This window comes from Sphingomonas edaphi (assembly GCF_003583725.1).
GTDB classification, from domain to species: Bacteria; Pseudomonadota; Alphaproteobacteria; order Sphingomonadales; family Sphingomonadaceae; genus Sphingomicrobium; species Sphingomicrobium edaphi.
Window position 1 is genome coordinate 777,106 of sequence record NZ_QXTF01000001.1, and the last position, 16,517, is coordinate 793,622.

The window sequence follows — 16,517 nt, forward strand, 5'->3', positions numbered from 1 at the left end:
CGATGTCCGAAAAGCCCGACTACCGCAGCACCGTATTTCTGCCGAAGACCGACTTTCCGATGAAGGCCGGCTTGCCGCAGAAGGAGCCGCTCATCCTCGCTAAGTGGCAGGAAGGCGACCTGTACGCCCAAGTGCGGAAAGCCCGCAAAGACCGCGAAAAGTTCATCCTTCACGATGGCCCGCCCTATGCGAACGGTGACATCCACATCGGCCATGCGCTCAACCATATCCTGAAGGACATGGTCGTCCGCACCCAGACGCTGCTGGGAAAGGACGCGCCCTACATCCCCGGTTGGGATTGCCACGGCCTGCCTATCGAGTGGAAGGTCGAGGAGCAGTATCGCAAGAAGAAGCTCAATAAGGACGAGGTGCCGGTCAAGGAGTTCCGCGCCGAGTGCCGCGCTTACGCGCAGCATTGGGTCGACACGCAGCGCGAGCAACTGAAGCGCCTCGGCATCGGCGGGCAGTGGGACAAGCCCTACCTCACGATGAACTATCAGGCCGAAGGCACGATCGTGTCCGAACTCTACAAGTTCGCAGAAAGCGGCCAGCTCTATCGCGGCGCCAAGCCGGTGATGTGGAGCCCAGTCGAAAAGACCGCGCTGGCCGAGGCCGAGATCGAATATGAGAATATTACCTCAACCCAGATCGACGTGGCATTCGAGATCGTCGAAAGCCCTTTTCCGGAGCTGATCGGCGCATATGCGGTGGTGTGGACAACCACGCCCTGGACGATCCCGGTCAATCAGGCGATCGCGTTCAATCCGGACATTAAATACGACGTCGTAGGCAGTACAAGTGGCCTCGGTCCCCGCTACCTGATCGCGAGCGATCTCTGGAATGAGTTCGTGACGCGAATGCGGAACGCCGGCTTGGGTGATGGCGAATGGGTCACGTTCAACGATTTTCCGGGCAAAATGCTCGCCGACACCGTCGCCCGCCATCCGATGCACAAACTCGGCGGCTTCTTTGCCAAGCCACGCCCCTTCCTGCCGGGTGAGTTCGTCACGACTGACAGCGGCACCGGTCTCGTCCACATGGCACCGGACCATGGCGAGGACGATTTCGAACTTTGCAAGACCCACGGCATCGGCCCGCAGTTCGCGGTCGAGGGCGACGGCAAGTATCGCGAGGACTGGCCTTGGCTAGGCGGACAAGGGTCTGTCATCAACCCCAAGTTCAACGCGCCCGACGGCCCGATCTGCAACGACCTGCGCGAAGCCGGCGGGCTGCTAGCAGCCAGCGCGGACTACCAGCACAGTTACCCGCACAGCTGGCGGTCGAAAGCCAAGGTCATTTACCGCTGCACGCCGCAATGGTTTGTCGCGATGGATAAGCCGCTGGGCCATCATCACTTCAAGACGCCGGCGGAAAAGCGGTGGGAAGGCGAAGGCGGCGCGCTGCTCGATCCCGCACATCATGTTAGCGACGATGAAGGCGCGACGCTTCGCCAGCTAGCTTTGAAGGCCATTGCCGAAACCCGCTTCGTCCCCGAAAAGGGACGCAACCGCATCGGATCAATGGTCGAAGGTCGCCCCGACTGGGTGCTGAGCCGCCAGCGAGCCTGGGGCGTGCCCATCGCCGTCTTCGTGGACCGCAAGACGGGCCAGTTGCTGGTCGATGCCGAGGTCAACGCCCGCATCGTCGCCGCGATCAAGGCCGAAGGCGTCGACGCTTGGGAAGACGAGCGCGCGCAGGAATACCTCGGCGCCAACTACCACGTTCATGATTATGAGCGCGTTACCGACATTCTCGACGTCTGGTTCGACAGCGGCTGCACCCATGTTTTCACGCTGGAGAGCGGTTATTGGCCCGAACAGCGCTGGCCCGCCGACCTCTACCTTGAAGGGAGTGACCAGCATCGCGGCTGGTTTCAGTCGAGCTTGCTGGAAAGCTGCGGTACGCGGGGCCGTGCGCCCTACAATGCTGTCCTGACCCACGGCTTCACCATGGACTCGAAGGGCATGAAAATGTCCAAGAGCCTGGGGAACACCGTCAACCCGCTCGACTTGATGCGCGACTATGGCGCGGACATATTGCGGCTGTGGGCGCTCAGCGTCGACTTCACCGAGGACCATCGTATCGGCAAGGAAATCCTTGCCGGTGTCGCCGACCAGTATCGCAAGCTAAGGAACACCTTCCGCTACCTGCTCGGCGCACTGGACGGCTTCAGCGACGAAGAGCGAATTGCGATCGAATCTATGCCGGAGCTGGAGCGCTACATGCTGGCGCTGACCGCCGACCTTGACGCGCGGCTGCGCACGGCGGTCAACGACTTCGACTTCAACGATTACACGCGCGCGCTGGCTGATTTCTGCAACAACGACCTCAGCGCCTTCTTCTTCGATATCCGGAAAGACTGCCTTTATTGCGATGCGCCGTCGGATCCGAAACGCCGTGCTTATCGCACAGTGCTGGACGCGCTGTTCCACGCTCTGGTCCGTTGGACGGCACCCGTGCTGGTCTTTACCAGCGAGGAGGTATGGGGCACACGTTATCCAAGCGCTGGAAGCGTCCACCTGCTGGAATGGCCGGAGGTCGACGCCAACTGGCGCGACGAGGCGTTGGAGATACGCTGGGCCGAGCTTCGCGAGCAGCGAGTGGCGGTAACCGAAGCTATCGAACCGCTCCGTCGCGACAAGGTCATCGGCTCCAGTCTGGAAGCGGAAATAACGGTGCCCGGCGACGCCGACACTGATTTGCTGGCCGAATTGTTCATCGTCTCTTCGGTCACACCCGGAGAAGCGTTGTCGGTGGCCAAGACCAACAAGCACAAATGCGGCCGCTGCTGGCGGCTCCTGCCAGAGGTCGTAGAGGACGGCGATCTTTGCGCGCGTTGCGAGGATGTCGTGAATGGGTAACCGCACTACTGCCTATGTCATGGCGCTGGTCATTTTCATCGTCGACCAGCTGACCAAGTGGGTGATGATCAACCCGCTCCGCCTGATGGAGCGCGGGCAGATTGAACTGCTGGCGGTCTTTAACCTGACCTGGGTCGAAAACCGCGGCATCAGCCTTGGTTTGGCGCAGGCGCAGAACGACGGTCACCGTTGGATGCTGGTCGCAATGACCGCCGCAATCGCCATTGGCGTGGCCTGGTGGATTACACGCGAAGAGAAACGGGGCGACCAACTGGCCCTCGCCATGGTATTGGGCGGCGCGGTCGGAAATATCGTCGATCGGGTGCGGTTCGGCTATGTGGTCGACTTCCTCGACCTGCATTTTGGCTCGTTCCGCCCCTTTTATGTCTTTAATGTCGCCGACGCCGCGATTAGCATCGGCGTCGTCATCTTGCTGCTCCGCGCCTTCCTCGTCCGGGACAAGGCGCCTGAAGGAACGAACGAACATGCGTAAGGCCCTCTTCATTCTTGCCCCAGCTATCCTGCTCGGCGGCTGCGGCGTGCTCAGCGGCAAACGGGCGACGCTCGACGAATTCGCGGTAGCTCGCAACGCACCACTCGTCATTCCCCCCGACTATTCACTGACCCCGCCGGTCGCCGGCACCGTTGGCTTGACCGCGCAGGATGCACAAACGCAGGCGATCGAGGCGCTGTTCGGCGGCCCCGCCCCGCGCAGCGCGACCGAAACGTCGATGCTCGACAGCGCCGGCCGCGACCGCGCCGCACTTGGCATCCGCTCGACCGCCGGCGCACCAGACACCCGCGTCGTCGACAAGGGCCAGGCCACGCAGGCGATCATTGCCGCGCCGGAAGGCGACGGTCAGGACGCGTCCGCCCAGACCCCGCAATAAGGACGAACCAACGCATGAGTTCGGAGACGCTGTCCGCCCGCCTGGTCGAAATCGAAGCGATGCTCGACCGCTCGCGCCGCCGGTTCGAAGAAGGCAGCCGCCTAGTCGAAGAAGCGCACAAGTCGCTTGCCGAGGTGCAGCAATTGCTGATCGGTTCGCCGGTCACGCTGTCACCGGAAGATAATGAGGAAGCGGCGTCGCGCCTGCTCGCCAGTTTGAAGGCTAGCGGAAGCGAGCTTCCCGAAACGCTTTGCGGCGGCCGCTTGGCGGTCGATCCGGTCCAGCGTCTGATCCGCATCGACGGCCATCCGATCGGCATCACCGAGATGGAATATCGCGTGCTGGAACTGCTGGCCTTCGCCCGCAACAATGTCGTTACGCGCCAGATGCTCCTGAAGCATCTCTATCGCCGCGCCGACGACCAGCCGCAGCCGAAGATCATCGATGTTTTCATCTCGAAGCTTCGCAAGAAGCTGCGCTCCGCCAGTGGCGGCGCGGAGTTTATCGAGACGATCCCCCAGCGTGGCTGGATTCTCCGCGACATCGAAAATGCGTCGGCCGCCTGAGCACCCCAAGCTGATTCACCGAAGATTTACCGTCTCGTGGCAAACGAGGCATCATGATTCATTTCCTGCCCGAATCGTTCGACGAATCGACTGAGGTCACTGCTTCAACGACGGCGGGACCCTATGCCGAGGCTGTTGCCCGCCTCGCATCGATTCGCCAGGCGCTGGCGTGTGTCGAGCAATATGCAGGCGAGGTACCGTCTGACAGCATGGTGGAAGCGAAGCTGGCCGCTGCCTGGCCGGTTGCCTTCCCCGCCCGCCAGCGCTGCTACGACGCCCGTTCCGCGCGGACCGCAGCGGCGGCGGCGGCGGGCCTAGAAGCCATCACGGGCTGCACCGACGAGGGTAAGGCTCCACACCCTGCGGCGATTGCGCGCCTGAAGCAGGAACTCAGCGCGGGCGTTGACTCGATCGACCAGCTGTTCAGCCTGTAGAACAGCCACATTCCTTTGGCGTCGCCGGATCGGCGCCCCATTCGCTCCAGCTCCCGTCGTAAAGCTTTGCGCCTCGCCCTCCCAAGCGGCGCGCGGCGAAGATCAGACTGTTTGCTGTAACCCCCGATCCGCAGCTCGCCACGAAGGGCTTTTCGGGGTCGATCCCGGCTGCTTCAAAGGCGCGGCGAAGCTCCGCTTCGGATTTGAACGTCCCGTCGTCGCGATAAAGTTCGGTCAGTGGCAGGTTCATCGAACCCGGAATATGGCCTGCGCCGACTTTGGGGCGGGGATCGGGGTCGATCCCTTCGAAGCGTCTCTGAGCGCGCGCATCGACCACAGGCAGCCCCGTGCCCGCCAATAGCGCCGCTTTGTCGACTACCTCCCCGACGCGCTCCCGAGCATCGAAACGCCCCTGGCGCGCCCGGGCGCTTCCGCTTTCGACGGAACGCCCTTCCGAACGCCACTTCTGGAATCCGCCGTCAAGGATCGCGACTCGCTCCGCCCCAAAATGGTGGAACATGAACCAACCGCGCGCGGCCGTCCTCAATGGACTGTTGTCGTAAACGATAATGCGGTCGTTCCGGCTGACCCCGAGTTCATCCATCGCCCGACCGAATTCCGCCGCCGACGGCAACATGTGAGGCGCGCTATGTCTTCTGTCCGCGACCTTGGAAATATCGAGGAATCGCGCTCCGGGGATATGCGCCACTTCGAACTCGGCGACCGGATCGCGGTTGTCGGTGGGCAGGAAAGCGCTGCTGTCGATCACGGCGACATCGGACTCGCCGAGGTTGCGCGCCAGCCAGTCAGTGGAAACCAAGTCGTCCATGCTCATGCTCCCTCGAAGTGTAGGATAGCGATTGCCTTCAGCCGCTGCTAGGAGCGCTGCCCCATGAACTTGACCCCAAAACATCTTGGCCAGACGAGCGCACTACCCACGTCGCCGGATAAAGCCGAACTCGACTATGTGCCCAACCCGCGCGGTGGTGAACTCTACCTCGTGCGCTTCGCAGCAACGGAATTTACCTCTCTCTGTCCCGTGACCGGCCAACCGGACTTCGCGCACCTTGTTATCGATTATGCGCCCGGCGATACCATCGTCGAATCGAAGAGCCTTAAGCTATTTCTCGGCGCCTTCCGCAATCACGCCGCCTTCCACGAAGACTGCACCGTGGGGATCGGCAAGCGGCTATTCGACGAGATGAAGCCAACGTGGCTGCGCATCGGGGGCTATTGGTACCCGCGCGGCGGCATCCCGATCGATGTCTTCTGGCAGTCGGGGGAGCCGCCCAAAGGGCTTTGGCTTCCCGACCAGGGCGTCGCTCCTTACCGAGGCCGCGGTTAAGCCGTCAGCGGCGCCGCTGCTTCCTTGCGGGTCTTGGAATAGTAGAGCCACGCCAAAGCACCTGCGAACACCATCAAGCCCAGCGGAACTGCCCAAGCGGCCTCTTCAATGAGCGCCAGCGGCGTGTCGTTATCAGTTGCCCCCACGATCGCCGCAAACGCGACGCCGAACAGACTTTCACCAACAATGAGGCCCGTCGCCATCAGTACTCCCAGCCGCTCCGCGAAGGCGGGCTCGGCCGTACGCTCGGCCCACTTGTTGTAGAGATAGCCGAGCAGCGCACCAACCGGGATAAGCAGCGTCAGCGACATCGGCAGGTAGATTCCCATGCCGACCGCGAGCGGCGGAAGTGCACCCTTCTTTGTCGCACGCATGATTTCGTCGACCGCGATGACCATCACGCCGATGGCCGCGCCCAGCCCAATCAAGTTCCAGTCGAGGTTCCCGCCCAGTACGCCCTGCGCGATGGCGGAAATCAGCGCGGCCTGCGGCGCTGCAAGCGCGTTCGGACCCGCGCCCGGTGCGCCTTGGAAACCGAAGGCATCGTTCAGGATTGTCAGGATCGGAGGAATGACGATTGATCCGAACAGTACGCCAAGGATCAGCGCGACCTGCTGGCGCCAAGGCGTAGCGCCGACCAGCTGGCCGGTCTTCAGGTCCTGGAGGTTGTCGTTGGCGATCGTCGCGACACCGAAGATGATGGCTGTCACGAACAACGCGAAAGCAACTAGGCTCTTTGATGCTTCAGGGTCGAGGTCACGGCCGAAGATTGCAACCAGCACCAGCGAGATGCCCAGCACGGTAAGGATACCGACGCCGGACACGGGGCTGTTCGACGCACCGATGAGGCCGGCCATATAGCCGGTGATCGCGGCGATGATCGCGCCTGCGACGAAGATGTAGAATAAGCTCCACCCGATCGTGGCGACCGGCGCACCGGCGATAACGCCGCTGCCGGCAAAAGCAGAAAGCAGCAAGCCAATTGGCAGGAGCGACACAACGATCGTTCCGAACACGATCGTGATCGGCAAGTCCCGCTCGGTCAACGCGAGGCTTTCCCCCTGCCCTGATCGACGGGTGCGGTTTGCTGCAATAGCAGACGTGACGCCCTTGACGATAGGGCCGATGATTTTCAGCAGTGTCCACACTGCCGCGACTCCCATTGTCCCTGCGCCGATGAAGCGCACCTTCTCCCGGAACGCCGTGCTGACAAGTTCCGACAAGTCCGAAGCGGGCGTCACGCCCGCCAGGCCGACCTGCCATGGCACCAGGATGAAGAAGCTGATGATCAGGCCGGTCAGCATAGCAATGCCGACTGCCATGCCGACCAAGTGGCCGACGCCGATCAGGGCCATCGACAGGCTGGTCGACACTGTCGTCGCGCCCGCACCGATCTTGATGGTCCGCGCCGCCTCCGTCGCAAGCAGCTTTGTCTGCGCGAGGATCGCGTAGCCCGCCGAAATAAGCGCGCTCCACACGATCATCTTCAGGCCGCGACGATTTTCCTCCGCACCGCCAACGCCGGCGCCAACCTTCAGCACTTCGGCTGCGGCGACACCTTCGGGATAAGGAAGGTCTGAACCCGTTACCAACGCCCGCCGCAGCGGCACCGAATACATGACGCCCAGCACACCGCCGAGCGCGATGATCGCCACCGACAGCCAGAACGGAAAGCCGGTCCACCAGCCGACCATGATCAGGCCAGGCAGGACGAAGATGATCGCCGACAGCGTACCGGCCGCTGATGCGATCGTCTGGACGATGTTATTTTCCTGAATTGTCGCGTCGCGGAAGAATTTAAGGATGGCCATTGAAATGACCGCTGCGGGAATTGAGGTAGCGAAGGTGATGCCGAGCTTCAGCCCCAGGTAAACATTGGCCGCGGTAAACAGCAGGGTGATTAGGCCGCCGAGGATCACGCCCCGGATCGTCAGTTCCCTTAGCCCTACAACCGGTGCCGTCGCCATCGTCAATCGCTCCCCCATGTCAGGGCGCGGACACAATCACAGTTGCCGCTGCGGCGATAGAGGCAAAATCAATCCCAGCCGGTCGCCAGGAATCGCGTTGCAAAAGCGCAGTGCAGCGCAACACCCAGCGGCAGCACGTCCTCGTCGACGATCATGCCCGGATTATGGAGAGGGGGCTGCGAGGCGGCATCGCTACCCGCCGGTGCAACGCCCAAGAACGCCATCGCTCCGGGCACCTTGGCCAGAACATAGCTGAAATCTTCCCCACCCATGCTCGGGGCGGGAAATTCAGTGAAGGCATCGCCGGCAATCTCGCGCAGCATTGATACCGCGCGCGGATCGTTCATAGTCGGCGGATAGCCCGGCTCGATTGACGTTTCGGCCTCGCAGTCATGCGCCGCCGCGACATGCGTGCATATCCGCTCGAAGGCCTCCTGGCCGCGCGCCCTGGCGGCGGGCGAAAGCGTGCGAAGCGTTCCCAGCATATCGACCGCATCGGGAAGGACGTTGTGCGTCGTCCCCGCTTCCACTTTGGTGATCGACAGCACGATCGGGTCGGTGACCGGGGTCCTGCGCGCAACCTCCGACTGCAACGCGAGAACAACTTCCGCCGCGACAGGAATAGGGTCCCGTGCATCGTGGGGCATCGCTGCATGACCGCCCTTGCCGATAATCCGGGCGCGCAGCGTGTCGGTGGAGGCTAACATCGCTCCGGCGCGGCACGCGACCGTGCCGTGCGGCAGCACCGGCCAGACGTGCAGTGCAAACGCGGCGTCGGGCAAGACATCGCCCAACAATCCCTCCTCCATCATGATCCGCGCACCGTGGTGTCCCTCCTCGCCCGGCTGGAACATGAACAGGATCCGACCGGCGATTTCATCCCTACGGGTGGAAAGAATGCGCGCCGCGGCCGCGAGCATCGCGGAATGGCTGTCATGGCCGCAGGCATGCATCCTGCCAGGCGCTCTGCTGGCGAAATCGAGGCCGGTTGCTTCCTTGATCGGCAAGGCGTCCATGTCGCCGCGCAGCAGGACGGTCCGGCCAGCCGACCTGCCCTCCAGCTTCGCCACGAAGCCGCTCGCTCGCTCGCTCATGTGAATGGAAAGCGGCAGGCCTTCGAGTGATGCAATTAGCCGATCGCGAGTGCGAGGGCAGTCCAGCCCCAGCTCGGGATCGGCGTGTATCGCTCGCCGGAGCGCGATCAATTCGTCCCGGCCCGCCTCCGCAGCGGCATTCCATCGGGCGAGGGCGGTCGCGTCCATCCAGCGAGCCTAGCGCCGCACGACGGGCGGCTCAATCACCTCAGTGGGAAGTGATATCCTTGTAGCGGTCGACGCTCGTCATTCGATAATCGTCGACATCACGTTCAGCATTAGCCGTTGCATTCGCCCGCTTCGTGCCCATCGCCACGTCATAGCTGATGAGCGCAGCGCTCAACGCCGCCGCTTCAGACGGACAAGCAGCCTTCACCGCCGTTTCATACGCCGCGGCGTCGACCTTGGCTTTCATCTGGCTTGACTCGAATGCTTTTAGGCAGCTTGCAAAGGCCTTCCGCGGAGCATCGATGCTTCCGGGATTGGGCGCGGCAAGCGCGGCCGCCATAATCAGCGTGAACATACCCGTACCCCTCAACGGACATTCAACGAGGGGAGAATGACTCATCTGGAAGGAAAATCAATCGTCAGTCGATTTTGACTCCGGGCGGCACGGGGGAACTGTGCCGCCGGACGACCTGCCAATTGTCGCCGTCCTTCACCCAGACGTCGGTCAGCAGGACACGCTCATCGATCAATTGGCCTAGGTATCGAACCTGCCATTGCGCATCGACCGAAGCGACAAGGGTACTTTCCAGCGCGACACAATCGGTCACTCGTACTTCCAAGGTGGCGATATCCATGCGCTTCAACGCCTCGATCCACTGATCGAGGCTGACCGCGACGGACCCCGTCGACCGGATCCCAACCAGCTTGAACAGCGGATGGATGATGCGCCGTAGCGTCGCCTCGTCCTTGGCGACCAGTGCGTCGCGCCATTGACGCTCCAAGTCGCGGACGTCGGGGCAGGGCGAGTCAGCGGCCACGGATCAGTCCGCCGAAGATGCCGCGCAGCAGCGAATTGCCAAGCTGCCGCCCGACCGACGACGCGATCGAGCGCCCAGCCGATTGGATCATCTTGTCGGCCATCGTCGGCCTAGCGGCCTCCCGTGCCCTTCGCGCTTGCTCGCGCTCCAATTCTCGCTGCCGCCGTTCTTCCTCGCGCATTTGTTGCAGCCGCGCCCTATCCTCGGCGGCCTTGACGCGGGCTGCTTCCTTGGCGGCGATCGCATCCTCCTTTGCCTGTAGCGCGGCAGCCTTCTGAGCATTTGTCTCCGCCTTGGCTGCGGCTGCGGCTGCGGCGGCCTCGTCGCCCTTGGCCTTCAGGATCTCCTCAGCGCTGTCGCGATCCAGCAGCGTGTCATACTTCGCGCCGATCGCGTCGGTCTGCACCAGTAATGCCCGCTCCTGCGGCGAGAGCGGTCCAACCCGGCTGGCCGGCGGCTTGATCAGCGTCCGCTCGACTGGCGACGGCGCACCATCCGGAAGCAGCAGCGACACCAGCGCCTCGCCAACCTTCAGTTCGATGATCGCAGAGGCGACATCGACGTTGGGGTTAGGCCGAAAGGTATCGGCCGCCGACTTCACCGCCGCTTGGTCGCGCGGCGTGAACGCCCGGAGCGCATGCTGCACACGATTGCCCAACTGGCCGGCCACATCGTCGGGAATATCGATCGGGTTCTGAGTGATGAAATAGACGCCAACGCCCTTGGACCGGATCAGCCGGACAACCTGCTCTACTTTCTCGAGCAGAGCCGGCGGCGCGTCCTCGAAAAGCAGGTGGGCTTCATCGAAGAAGAAGGCGAGCGTGGGCTTGTCGGCATCACCGATCTCGGGAAGCAACTCCCACAATTCGCTGAGCAGCCACAGCAGGAAGGTCGAGTAGAGGCGCGGGCTAGCCATCAGCTTGTCGGCGGCAAGAATGTTAACGATGCCCTTGCCGCTTTCATCGAGCTTCAGGAAATCCTCAAGGTCGAGGGCGGGCTCGCCGAAGAAATGATCGCCGCCCTGCGCGCGAAGCTGGAGGAGCGAGCGCTGAATCGCCCCGACGCTCGGCTTCGAGACATTGCCGTATTCAAGGGTCAACTCGTCTGCACGCTCACCGATATTGACCAGCATCGCCTGGAGATCGTCCAAGTCCAGCAGCATCAACCCTTCCTTGTCAGCGACGTGGAAAGCGATGGTCATCACCCCTTCCTGCACCTCGTTGAGGTTCATCAGCCGCGCAAGAAGTAGTGGCCCCATTTCGCTCACCGTCGTTCGGACGGGGTGACCCTGCTCACCGAACAAATCCCAGAACTGTACCGGGAATCCTTCGTACGACCAGCCAGCATAGCCAATTTCTGCGGCCCGCGCGGCAAAGGCTTGATGAGGCTTGGCCGTCGGGGCGCCCGGCATCGCCAGACCGGCGAGGTCCCCCTTGACGTCCGCAACAAACGTCGGAACGCCGGCCTCGCTCAATCCTTCAATGATCCCCTGCAGCGTGACCGTTTTGCCGGTGCCGGTTGCCCCGGCGATCAGGCCATGCCGGTTAGCGCGCTTGAGCTCTAGCTGCTGTGGATTGCCGCCGCCCGTGGCTGCGCCGATAAAGATACTCGTCGCGGGATTGCTGGCCATGAAGTCGCGTCACTCCTCGGGCTTCTGCCGTGCGCCGAACGGGAGCGTCACTCCCTCGGCCGGGCCGCGAAGCCTAGGCCGAAGGAGTGGCTGCAACAAGCTGCGTTTAGCGTTGCGCGATTTCGACGCCGATGAAGGCTTCTGGTGCTTGCCCTCGTTTCACCAGCAACAGGACGCTGCTACGGCCCGCACGTCGTGCCGCATCGACGGCAGATAATACCTGCGCCGGCGCCGTCACCGCCTGCCGGTTAACCGAGATGATCACGTCGCCGCGGCGAAGTCCCTTTGAGGCAGCATCACTGTTCGGGTCGATCGCGGTAATCACCACGCCGCGTACATCCGTCGGCAAGTTGAGCGCCCGGATGATTTGCGGGTTCAGCGGCTGCATCGAAAGGCCAAGCGCCGTACCGGGCGCCACGGGAGTTTCCTCGCCCAGCGCCTGCTGGTCGTCGTCGCCGGTCCCGCCGACCTGCTTTGCCAGCTCCTCCTCGGTCGGCCGCTGGCCAACCTGGACCTGCAGCGTCTGCCGACGTCCGTCGCGAATGACCTCAACCGGGACGCGGCTGCCTACACTTGTGTTGGCGATTAGATAGCTGACCGTTTCGTCTGGCGTAACCTCGCGGCCGCCGACGCGAACGATCACGTCGCCCTGTCGGATACCCGACTTGGCCGCAGCCTCGCCCGGGACGACGGAGCGAACCAGTTCGCCACGATCCTTGGGAAGGCCGAGCGCGTCGGCAATATTCTCGTCGAGCGGCTGGAGGCCGACCCCGAGGTAGCCGCGCTCCGGCCGCTGGCCGCGACGCAGCGCTTCGATCACGGGGCGGGCAGCCTCGGCCGGGATGGCCAGTCCGATGCCAACGCTGGCGCCGGTCGGCGAGATCAGCGCCGAGTTGACGCCGATAACGTTGCCCGCCATGTCGAACATCGGGCCGCCGGAGTTGCCCATGTTAATGCTGGCGTCCGTCTGAATGTAGCGGTCATAGGCGCCCGCACCGGTGATTCCGCGGTGCAGGGCGGAAATAATGCCCGCCGTCACGGTACCGCCAAGCCCATAGGGATTGCCGATCGCCACGACCCAGTCGCCCACTCGCGCCCGGGTAGAATCACCCCAGTTGACGTAAGGCAGGTTCGAACCCTCGATTTTCAGCAGCGCAAGGTCCGACGCGCTGTCGCGGCCAATGATCCGCGCCGGATATTCCTTCCGGTCCGAGAGGATAACCGTCACGCTGTCGACCGTCCCAGTACCGTTGGCGCCCTGGATCAGGTGATTATTGGTAACAACGTAGCCGTCTGGCGAAATGATGAAGCCGGATCCGAGCGAACCCGTCTCGCGAGTCTGCGGATTATTATCCTGCCCTTGACCTTGGCCCTGCGGCGCCTGGCCGCCGAAGCGCCGGAAAAACTCTTCGAAGGGATCGACCTGGCGACGAACCGGGACGCGCTGCTTGGTAGAAATGTTGACCACTGCCGGCTGCAGGCGGGCGGCCAGGTCAGCGAATGACGTCGGGGCGCCCTGCTTCGGCACGATCGCGGACGGCGCGTTCTGCGCGACTTGGGCTCCGGCCTGGCCGGTCGCCACCGAAAAAGCGGTACCCCCCAGAAGCAGGGCCATCGCGACCCCATAGGCGTAGCGCACTGGTTTGGACTCCTTCGTCGGCTTCATTCAAAATCCCTCGCTTGGCTCTGGCGATGCATGTTCGACGCTAGGTCAAGCTCATGAACGCGAATTGAACAGGGAGCGGCTTCACCGTCCAGTGAATTCCTTCAGATATTCGTTGTTCGGCGACAGAATGATGTTCGTCTGTGCCGGCTTCGACTGGCCGTCGCCCAGGAACGTCGTCTGGTAGGACTGCATGGCCCGGTAGAAATCATAGAATTCCGGGTCCTTGCCGAATGCCGCCGCATAGGTCTGCGCGGCTTCCGCGTCGGCTTCGGCACGGATGATCTGTGCTCGCTTGGCGCCTTCCGCACGGATGGACCGCGCTTCCTGGCGGCGGGCGGTCATCATCCGGGCGTAGGCGGATTGCAGCGGCGTTCCATCTGGCAGGTCAGCCTTCTTAATCCGCACATCGACGATCTCGACGCCGTACTGACGGGCGACACGGCCCAGGCCTGCCTTGATGTTCTCCATCGCGCCTTCGCGCTCCGGCGACAGCAGCGAGGCGAAGGGCCGCTTCCCCAGCTCGTTGCGGAGCTGGGAGCCGAGGATCGGGCGAAGCGCGAGTTCGACCCGGTCGACCGACCGCGCCGCGATATACATGCGCAATGGATCGACGACACGATACCGGGCGAAGGCATCGACCTCCAGGCGAAGCTGGTCGGTGGACAGCACCTGCTGGCGCTCCATGTCGATGTCGCGCACACGCTTGTCGATCCACACAATGTTTTCGGCGAACGGGATGCGGAAGGCCAGGCCCGCGCCCGGCCCGCCGAACTGCTCACCTTCCTTGAATCGATTGATGATACGGACCGGCTTGCCGAAGCGCGCGACAACGCCCTGCTTGGTTTCAGGCACTACCGAAACCGTGGTGAAGGTCATCAGCAACAGGACAAAGGCAAGCAAGCCCGCGCCCATCGGGTGACGGCGAACGATGTCGATCACTGGCCTTCTCCCGTGCGCGGCGCGCTTCGCTTCAACTCGTTCAGCGGCAGATAGGGCGTTACGCCCGGCGTCTCGACGATCGTCTTGTCGACGCCACCCAGCACTCGTTCCATCGTTTCATAATACATGCGCCGCTTGGTCACTCCCGGCGCCAACCTGTATTGCTCGTAAACCTTGTCGAACGCCGTCGCCTCGCCCTGCGCCTTCTGCCGCAGTTGCATGGCATAGGCGTTGGCGTCGTTGATATAGCTCTGGGCGTCCTGTTGCGCCGCGGTCACGTCCTTGAAGGCGTCGTTCACGGCAGCGGGCGGATCGGCTTGCTTGATCGCGACGCCTTGGATCACGACCCCGGACTGATAGCTATCCAGCGTCTGCTGCATTTCTTCGGCAACACGTGCTTCGATCTCGCCGCGCTTGTTGCCGATCGCGTCCTGGAGAGTGACTTGGCCAACGATCATGCGCATGGAGCTTTCCGCGACTTGGCGGATAGTGTCTTCCGGCGTCGCGAGCTCGAACAGGTATTGCTCTGGATCCCGGATATTCCAGCGAATCTGGTAAGCGATGTCGATGATGTTCTGGTCGCCCGTCAGCATCAGCGTTTCTTCGGCCGCCGAGCCCAGATCGATCGGCCGGATTTCCTCCACATTGACCTTCTGCACCCGGTCGATCGGCGATGGGAGCGTCAGGCCGATGCCGGGCGACAACGTATGGCTATACCGGCCGAAGCGGGTGACCACGCCCCGCTCCTCAGGTGCGATGCGATGCATTGTCGTGAACAGGAACCAGAGTGCTGCAATCCCGATCACGGCCCACATCAGCATCGACCGGTCGGGCCGGCCGCCAAAATTGATTCCGCCGCCGCCGGGCCCTCCGCCCAGCCGGCCGCGGCTCTTGCGGAGGAAATCATCGAGGGAACTCGCCGCCGGCCGCGACCCGGCCGCGCGCCGTTTCGGCGTTTCGCTCCACGGACCTGATGGTCCGTTGTCGGGCGGCGGTTCTTGCCCGCCTCCCGACCCTGGTGGAGAGCCCCATGGACCCTTGTTGTCGCTGAACAGGGCGCGTCCCCGGGCGCCCCACCCTGAAAAAATTGTCATGAGCCCATAATAGGAAGGGTTTCGCCGAAAAACAGTGCCGCCCGTCGAAAAGCGGACTAAGGCCCCGCGCATGAGCGACGATCCGGCCCTTTCCGCCCTTGATTCATCGCCGGATGCAGCACGAATCCGGTCGAAACGGCTGGTTGGAACCATTGCCACCATCGTCGCTGATGCCAGCGGGCTGTCAACCGCCGAACGAACCGATCTCGAAAAACGGCTCAAGGACGCGGCAATCGACTTGCCGGGTGTCGTCGAGGTCCGCGTCGCGCTAACCGCATCGCGGCCAGAGCGAACGGTCATTGCGATCGGTTCGGGCAAGGGCGGAGTCGGCAAGTCCACTCTGACTGCGAACCTCGCCGTTGCCCTTGCCCGAATGGGCAAGCGCATCGGGCTGATCGATGCCGATATTTACGGCCCTTCTCAGCCGACGCTTCTAGACGCCCACCAGAAGCCGCAGGCGGAGGGGAGCAAGATGTTTCCTGTCACGACGCCGTCAGGCGTTCGGCTGCTGTCGGTCGGCCAGCTGGTATCTCCGGGCACCGCGCTCGCTTGGCGCGGACCGATGGCGACCAGCGCGCTGAACCAACTGATCGATGCCGATTGGGGCGACACCGAAATCATTCTCGTCGACTTGCCGCCGGGCACGGGCGACGTACAACTCTCGCTGATACAGAAGGCTCGGCCCGATGGCGCCGTCATCGTGTCGACGCCCCAAGATCTCTCGCTTATCGACGCGACGCGCGCCATCGATCTGTTCGGTAAGGTTAGCGTCCCTGTGCTGGGCATCATCGAGAATATGGCGGGCTACACATGCCCCCACTGCGGCGAGAGCAGCGACCCATTCGGGCAGGGTGGAGCGGAAACATCCGCAACCAATCTCGGCGTGCCTTTCCTCGGACGGCTGCCCTTGTCCGCCAGCCTTCGCGAAGCATCGGATGCCGGCCGGCCACCCGCCGCCGAAGAGGGGCCCGCGGCCGACGCATTCTCGAAGATCGCGGCGCAGATTCTCGCGCAACTGGAGAAAGTCCGCGGCTGAGGCATTGTG

Annotated in this window: 16 protein-coding genes; 7 read left to right on the forward strand and 9 right to left on the reverse strand. The window is 63.1% G+C overall.

The annotated features are described in order from the left end of the window. Nucleotides 1-2: 2 nt before the first annotated feature. Genes ileS through D3M59_RS04020 form a run of 5 tightly spaced genes read left to right on the forward strand, consistent with a single transcriptional unit; the run spans nucleotide 3 to nucleotide 4,751 of the window. Nucleotides 3-2,861: an isoleucine--tRNA ligase gene (ileS, locus tag D3M59_RS04000; RefSeq protein ID WP_119531796.1), complete on the forward strand. Its 2,859-nt coding sequence runs from the start codon at nucleotides 3-5 to the stop codon at nucleotides 2,859-2,861. Beyond that, nucleotides 2,854-3,354, forward strand: coding sequence for a signal peptidase II (lspA, locus tag D3M59_RS04005; RefSeq protein ID WP_119531797.1), 501 nt, complete (start codon nucleotides 2,854-2,856; stop codon nucleotides 3,352-3,354). The genes ileS and lspA overlap by 8 nt, the downstream gene beginning before the upstream one ends. Then, nucleotides 3,347-3,751 (forward strand): DUF3035 domain-containing protein, encoded by a 405-nt coding sequence (locus tag D3M59_RS04010; RefSeq protein ID WP_119531799.1) that lies wholly within the window; start codon nucleotides 3,347-3,349, stop codon nucleotides 3,749-3,751. The genes lspA and D3M59_RS04010 overlap by 8 nt, the downstream gene beginning before the upstream one ends. A gap of 14 nt (nucleotides 3,752-3,765) precedes the next feature. Continuing rightward, nucleotides 3,766-4,317: a winged helix-turn-helix domain-containing protein gene (locus D3M59_RS04015; RefSeq protein ID WP_119531801.1), complete on the forward strand. Its 552-nt coding sequence runs from the start codon at nucleotides 3,766-3,768 to the stop codon at nucleotides 4,315-4,317. Nucleotides 4,318-4,370: 53 nt separating this feature from the next. Next, nucleotides 4,371-4,751 carry a hypothetical protein gene (locus tag D3M59_RS04020; RefSeq protein WP_119531803.1) on the forward strand — a complete coding sequence of 127 codons (381 nt, stop codon included), beginning with the start codon at nucleotides 4,371-4,373 and terminating at the stop codon, nucleotides 4,749-4,751. Here the strand turns inward: D3M59_RS04020 and D3M59_RS04025 are convergent. Then, nucleotides 4,741-5,580: a sulfurtransferase gene (locus D3M59_RS04025; protein ID WP_119532861.1), complete on the reverse strand. Its 840-nt coding sequence runs from the start codon at nucleotides 5,578-5,580 to the stop codon at nucleotides 4,741-4,743. The two genes, D3M59_RS04020 and D3M59_RS04025, sit on opposite strands and share 11 nt — an antisense overlap. A gap of 63 nt (nucleotides 5,581-5,643) precedes the next feature. Here D3M59_RS04025 and queF point away from each other — a divergent pair, with 63 nt between their 5' ends. Beyond that, nucleotides 5,644-6,096 carry a preQ(1) synthase gene (queF, locus tag D3M59_RS04030; protein ID WP_119531805.1) on the forward strand — a complete coding sequence of 151 codons (453 nt, stop codon included), beginning with the start codon at nucleotides 5,644-5,646 and terminating at the stop codon, nucleotides 6,094-6,096. Here the strand turns inward: queF and D3M59_RS04035 are convergent. The 8 genes from D3M59_RS04035 to hflK form a co-directional block, all read right to left on the reverse strand. After that, nucleotides 6,093-8,063, reverse strand: coding sequence for an OPT family oligopeptide transporter (locus tag D3M59_RS04035; protein ID WP_233543125.1), 1,971 nt, complete (start codon nucleotides 8,061-8,063; stop codon nucleotides 6,093-6,095). The two genes, queF and D3M59_RS04035, sit on opposite strands and share 4 nt — an antisense overlap. 68 nt (nucleotides 8,064-8,131) lie before the next feature. Beyond that, nucleotides 8,132-9,325, reverse strand: a complete 1,194-nt coding sequence (locus tag D3M59_RS04040) for a M20 metallopeptidase family protein (RefSeq protein WP_119531809.1) — start codon at nucleotides 9,323-9,325, stop codon at nucleotides 8,132-8,134. 40 nt (nucleotides 9,326-9,365) lie between these two features. After that, the gene (locus D3M59_RS04045; RefSeq protein WP_119531811.1) at nucleotides 9,366-9,680 is read right to left on the reverse strand and encodes a hypothetical protein; all 315 of its coding nucleotides are present in this window, start codon (nucleotides 9,678-9,680) and stop codon (nucleotides 9,366-9,368) included. Nucleotides 9,681-9,744: 64 nt separating this feature from the next. Next, the gene (locus D3M59_RS04050) at nucleotides 9,745-10,143 is read right to left on the reverse strand and encodes a nuclear transport factor 2 family protein (RefSeq protein ID WP_119531813.1); all 399 of its coding nucleotides are present in this window, start codon (nucleotides 10,141-10,143) and stop codon (nucleotides 9,745-9,747) included. Beyond that, nucleotides 10,133-11,773: a helicase HerA-like domain-containing protein gene (locus tag D3M59_RS04055; RefSeq protein ID WP_119531815.1), complete on the reverse strand. Its 1,641-nt coding sequence runs from the start codon at nucleotides 11,771-11,773 to the stop codon at nucleotides 10,133-10,135. Before D3M59_RS04055 ends, D3M59_RS04050 begins: the two co-directional genes overlap by 11 nt. 106 nt (nucleotides 11,774-11,879) lie before the next feature. Next, nucleotides 11,880-13,439, reverse strand: a complete 1,560-nt coding sequence (locus D3M59_RS04060; RefSeq protein WP_233543126.1) for a Do family serine endopeptidase — start codon at nucleotides 13,437-13,439, stop codon at nucleotides 11,880-11,882. Nucleotides 13,440-13,520: 81 nt separating this feature from the next. After that, on the reverse strand, nucleotides 13,521-14,351 hold the full coding sequence (hflC, locus tag D3M59_RS04065) for a protease modulator HflC (protein ID WP_119532863.1): 831 nt from the start codon (nucleotides 14,349-14,351) through the stop codon (nucleotides 13,521-13,523). 23 nt (nucleotides 14,352-14,374) lie between these two features. Continuing rightward, nucleotides 14,375-15,472 carry an FtsH protease activity modulator HflK gene (gene hflK / locus D3M59_RS04070; RefSeq protein ID WP_119531817.1) on the reverse strand — a complete coding sequence of 366 codons (1,098 nt, stop codon included), beginning with the start codon at nucleotides 15,470-15,472 and terminating at the stop codon, nucleotides 14,375-14,377. A 70-nt stretch (nucleotides 15,473-15,542) separates the two neighbouring features. On the opposite strand from hflK, the gene D3M59_RS04075 reads away from it, so the two are divergent. Beyond that, complete coding sequence (locus tag D3M59_RS04075; protein WP_119531819.1) at nucleotides 15,543-16,508, forward strand: Mrp/NBP35 family ATP-binding protein; 966 nt, start codon at nucleotides 15,543-15,545, stop codon at nucleotides 16,506-16,508. The last annotated feature ends 9 nt before the right edge of the window (nucleotides 16,509-16,517 follow it).

What these genes read in the sequence shown, in the direction of transcription:
- ileS (WP_119531796.1), top strand. Translation starts at nt 3, where the DNA reads ATGTCCGAAAAGCCCGACTACCGCAGCACCGTATTTCTGCCGAAGACC.
- lspA (WP_119531797.1), top strand. Translation starts at nt 2,854, where the DNA reads ATGGGTAACCGCACTACTGCCTATGTCATGGCGCTGGTCATTTTCATC.
- D3M59_RS04010 (WP_119531799.1), top strand. Translation starts at nt 3,347, where the DNA reads ATGCGTAAGGCCCTCTTCATTCTTGCCCCAGCTATCCTGCTCGGCGGC.
- D3M59_RS04015 (WP_119531801.1), top strand. Translation starts at nt 3,766, where the DNA reads ATGAGTTCGGAGACGCTGTCCGCCCGCCTGGTCGAAATCGAAGCGATG.
- D3M59_RS04020 (WP_119531803.1), top strand. Translation starts at nt 4,371, where the DNA reads ATGATTCATTTCCTGCCCGAATCGTTCGACGAATCGACTGAGGTCACT.
- D3M59_RS04025 (WP_119532861.1), bottom strand. Translation starts at nt 5,580, where the DNA reads ATGGACGACTTGGTTTCCACTGACTGGCTGGCGCGCAACCTCGGCGAG.
- queF (WP_119531805.1), top strand. Translation starts at nt 5,644, where the DNA reads ATGAACTTGACCCCAAAACATCTTGGCCAGACGAGCGCACTACCCACG.
- D3M59_RS04035 (WP_233543125.1), bottom strand. Translation starts at nt 8,063, where the DNA reads ATGGCGACGGCACCGGTTGTAGGGCTAAGGGAACTGACGATCCGGGGC.
- D3M59_RS04040 (WP_119531809.1), bottom strand. Translation starts at nt 9,325, where the DNA reads ATGGACGCGACCGCCCTCGCCCGATGGAATGCCGCTGCGGAGGCGGGC.
- D3M59_RS04045 (WP_119531811.1), bottom strand. Translation starts at nt 9,680, where the DNA reads ATGTTCACGCTGATTATGGCGGCCGCGCTTGCCGCGCCCAATCCCGGA.
- D3M59_RS04055 (WP_119531815.1), bottom strand. Translation starts at nt 11,773, where the DNA reads ATGGCCAGCAATCCCGCGACGAGTATCTTTATCGGCGCAGCCACGGGC.
- D3M59_RS04060 (WP_233543126.1), bottom strand. Translation starts at nt 13,439, where the DNA reads ATGAAGCCGACGAAGGAGTCCAAACCAGTGCGCTACGCCTATGGGGTC.
- hflC (WP_119532863.1), bottom strand. Translation starts at nt 14,351, where the DNA reads ATGGGCGCGGGCTTGCTTGCCTTTGTCCTGTTGCTGATGACCTTCACC.
- hflK (WP_119531817.1), bottom strand. Translation starts at nt 15,472, where the DNA reads ATGACAATTTTTTCAGGGTGGGGCGCCCGGGGACGCGCCCTGTTCAGC.
- D3M59_RS04075 (WP_119531819.1), top strand. Translation starts at nt 15,543, where the DNA reads ATGAGCGACGATCCGGCCCTTTCCGCCCTTGATTCATCGCCGGATGCA.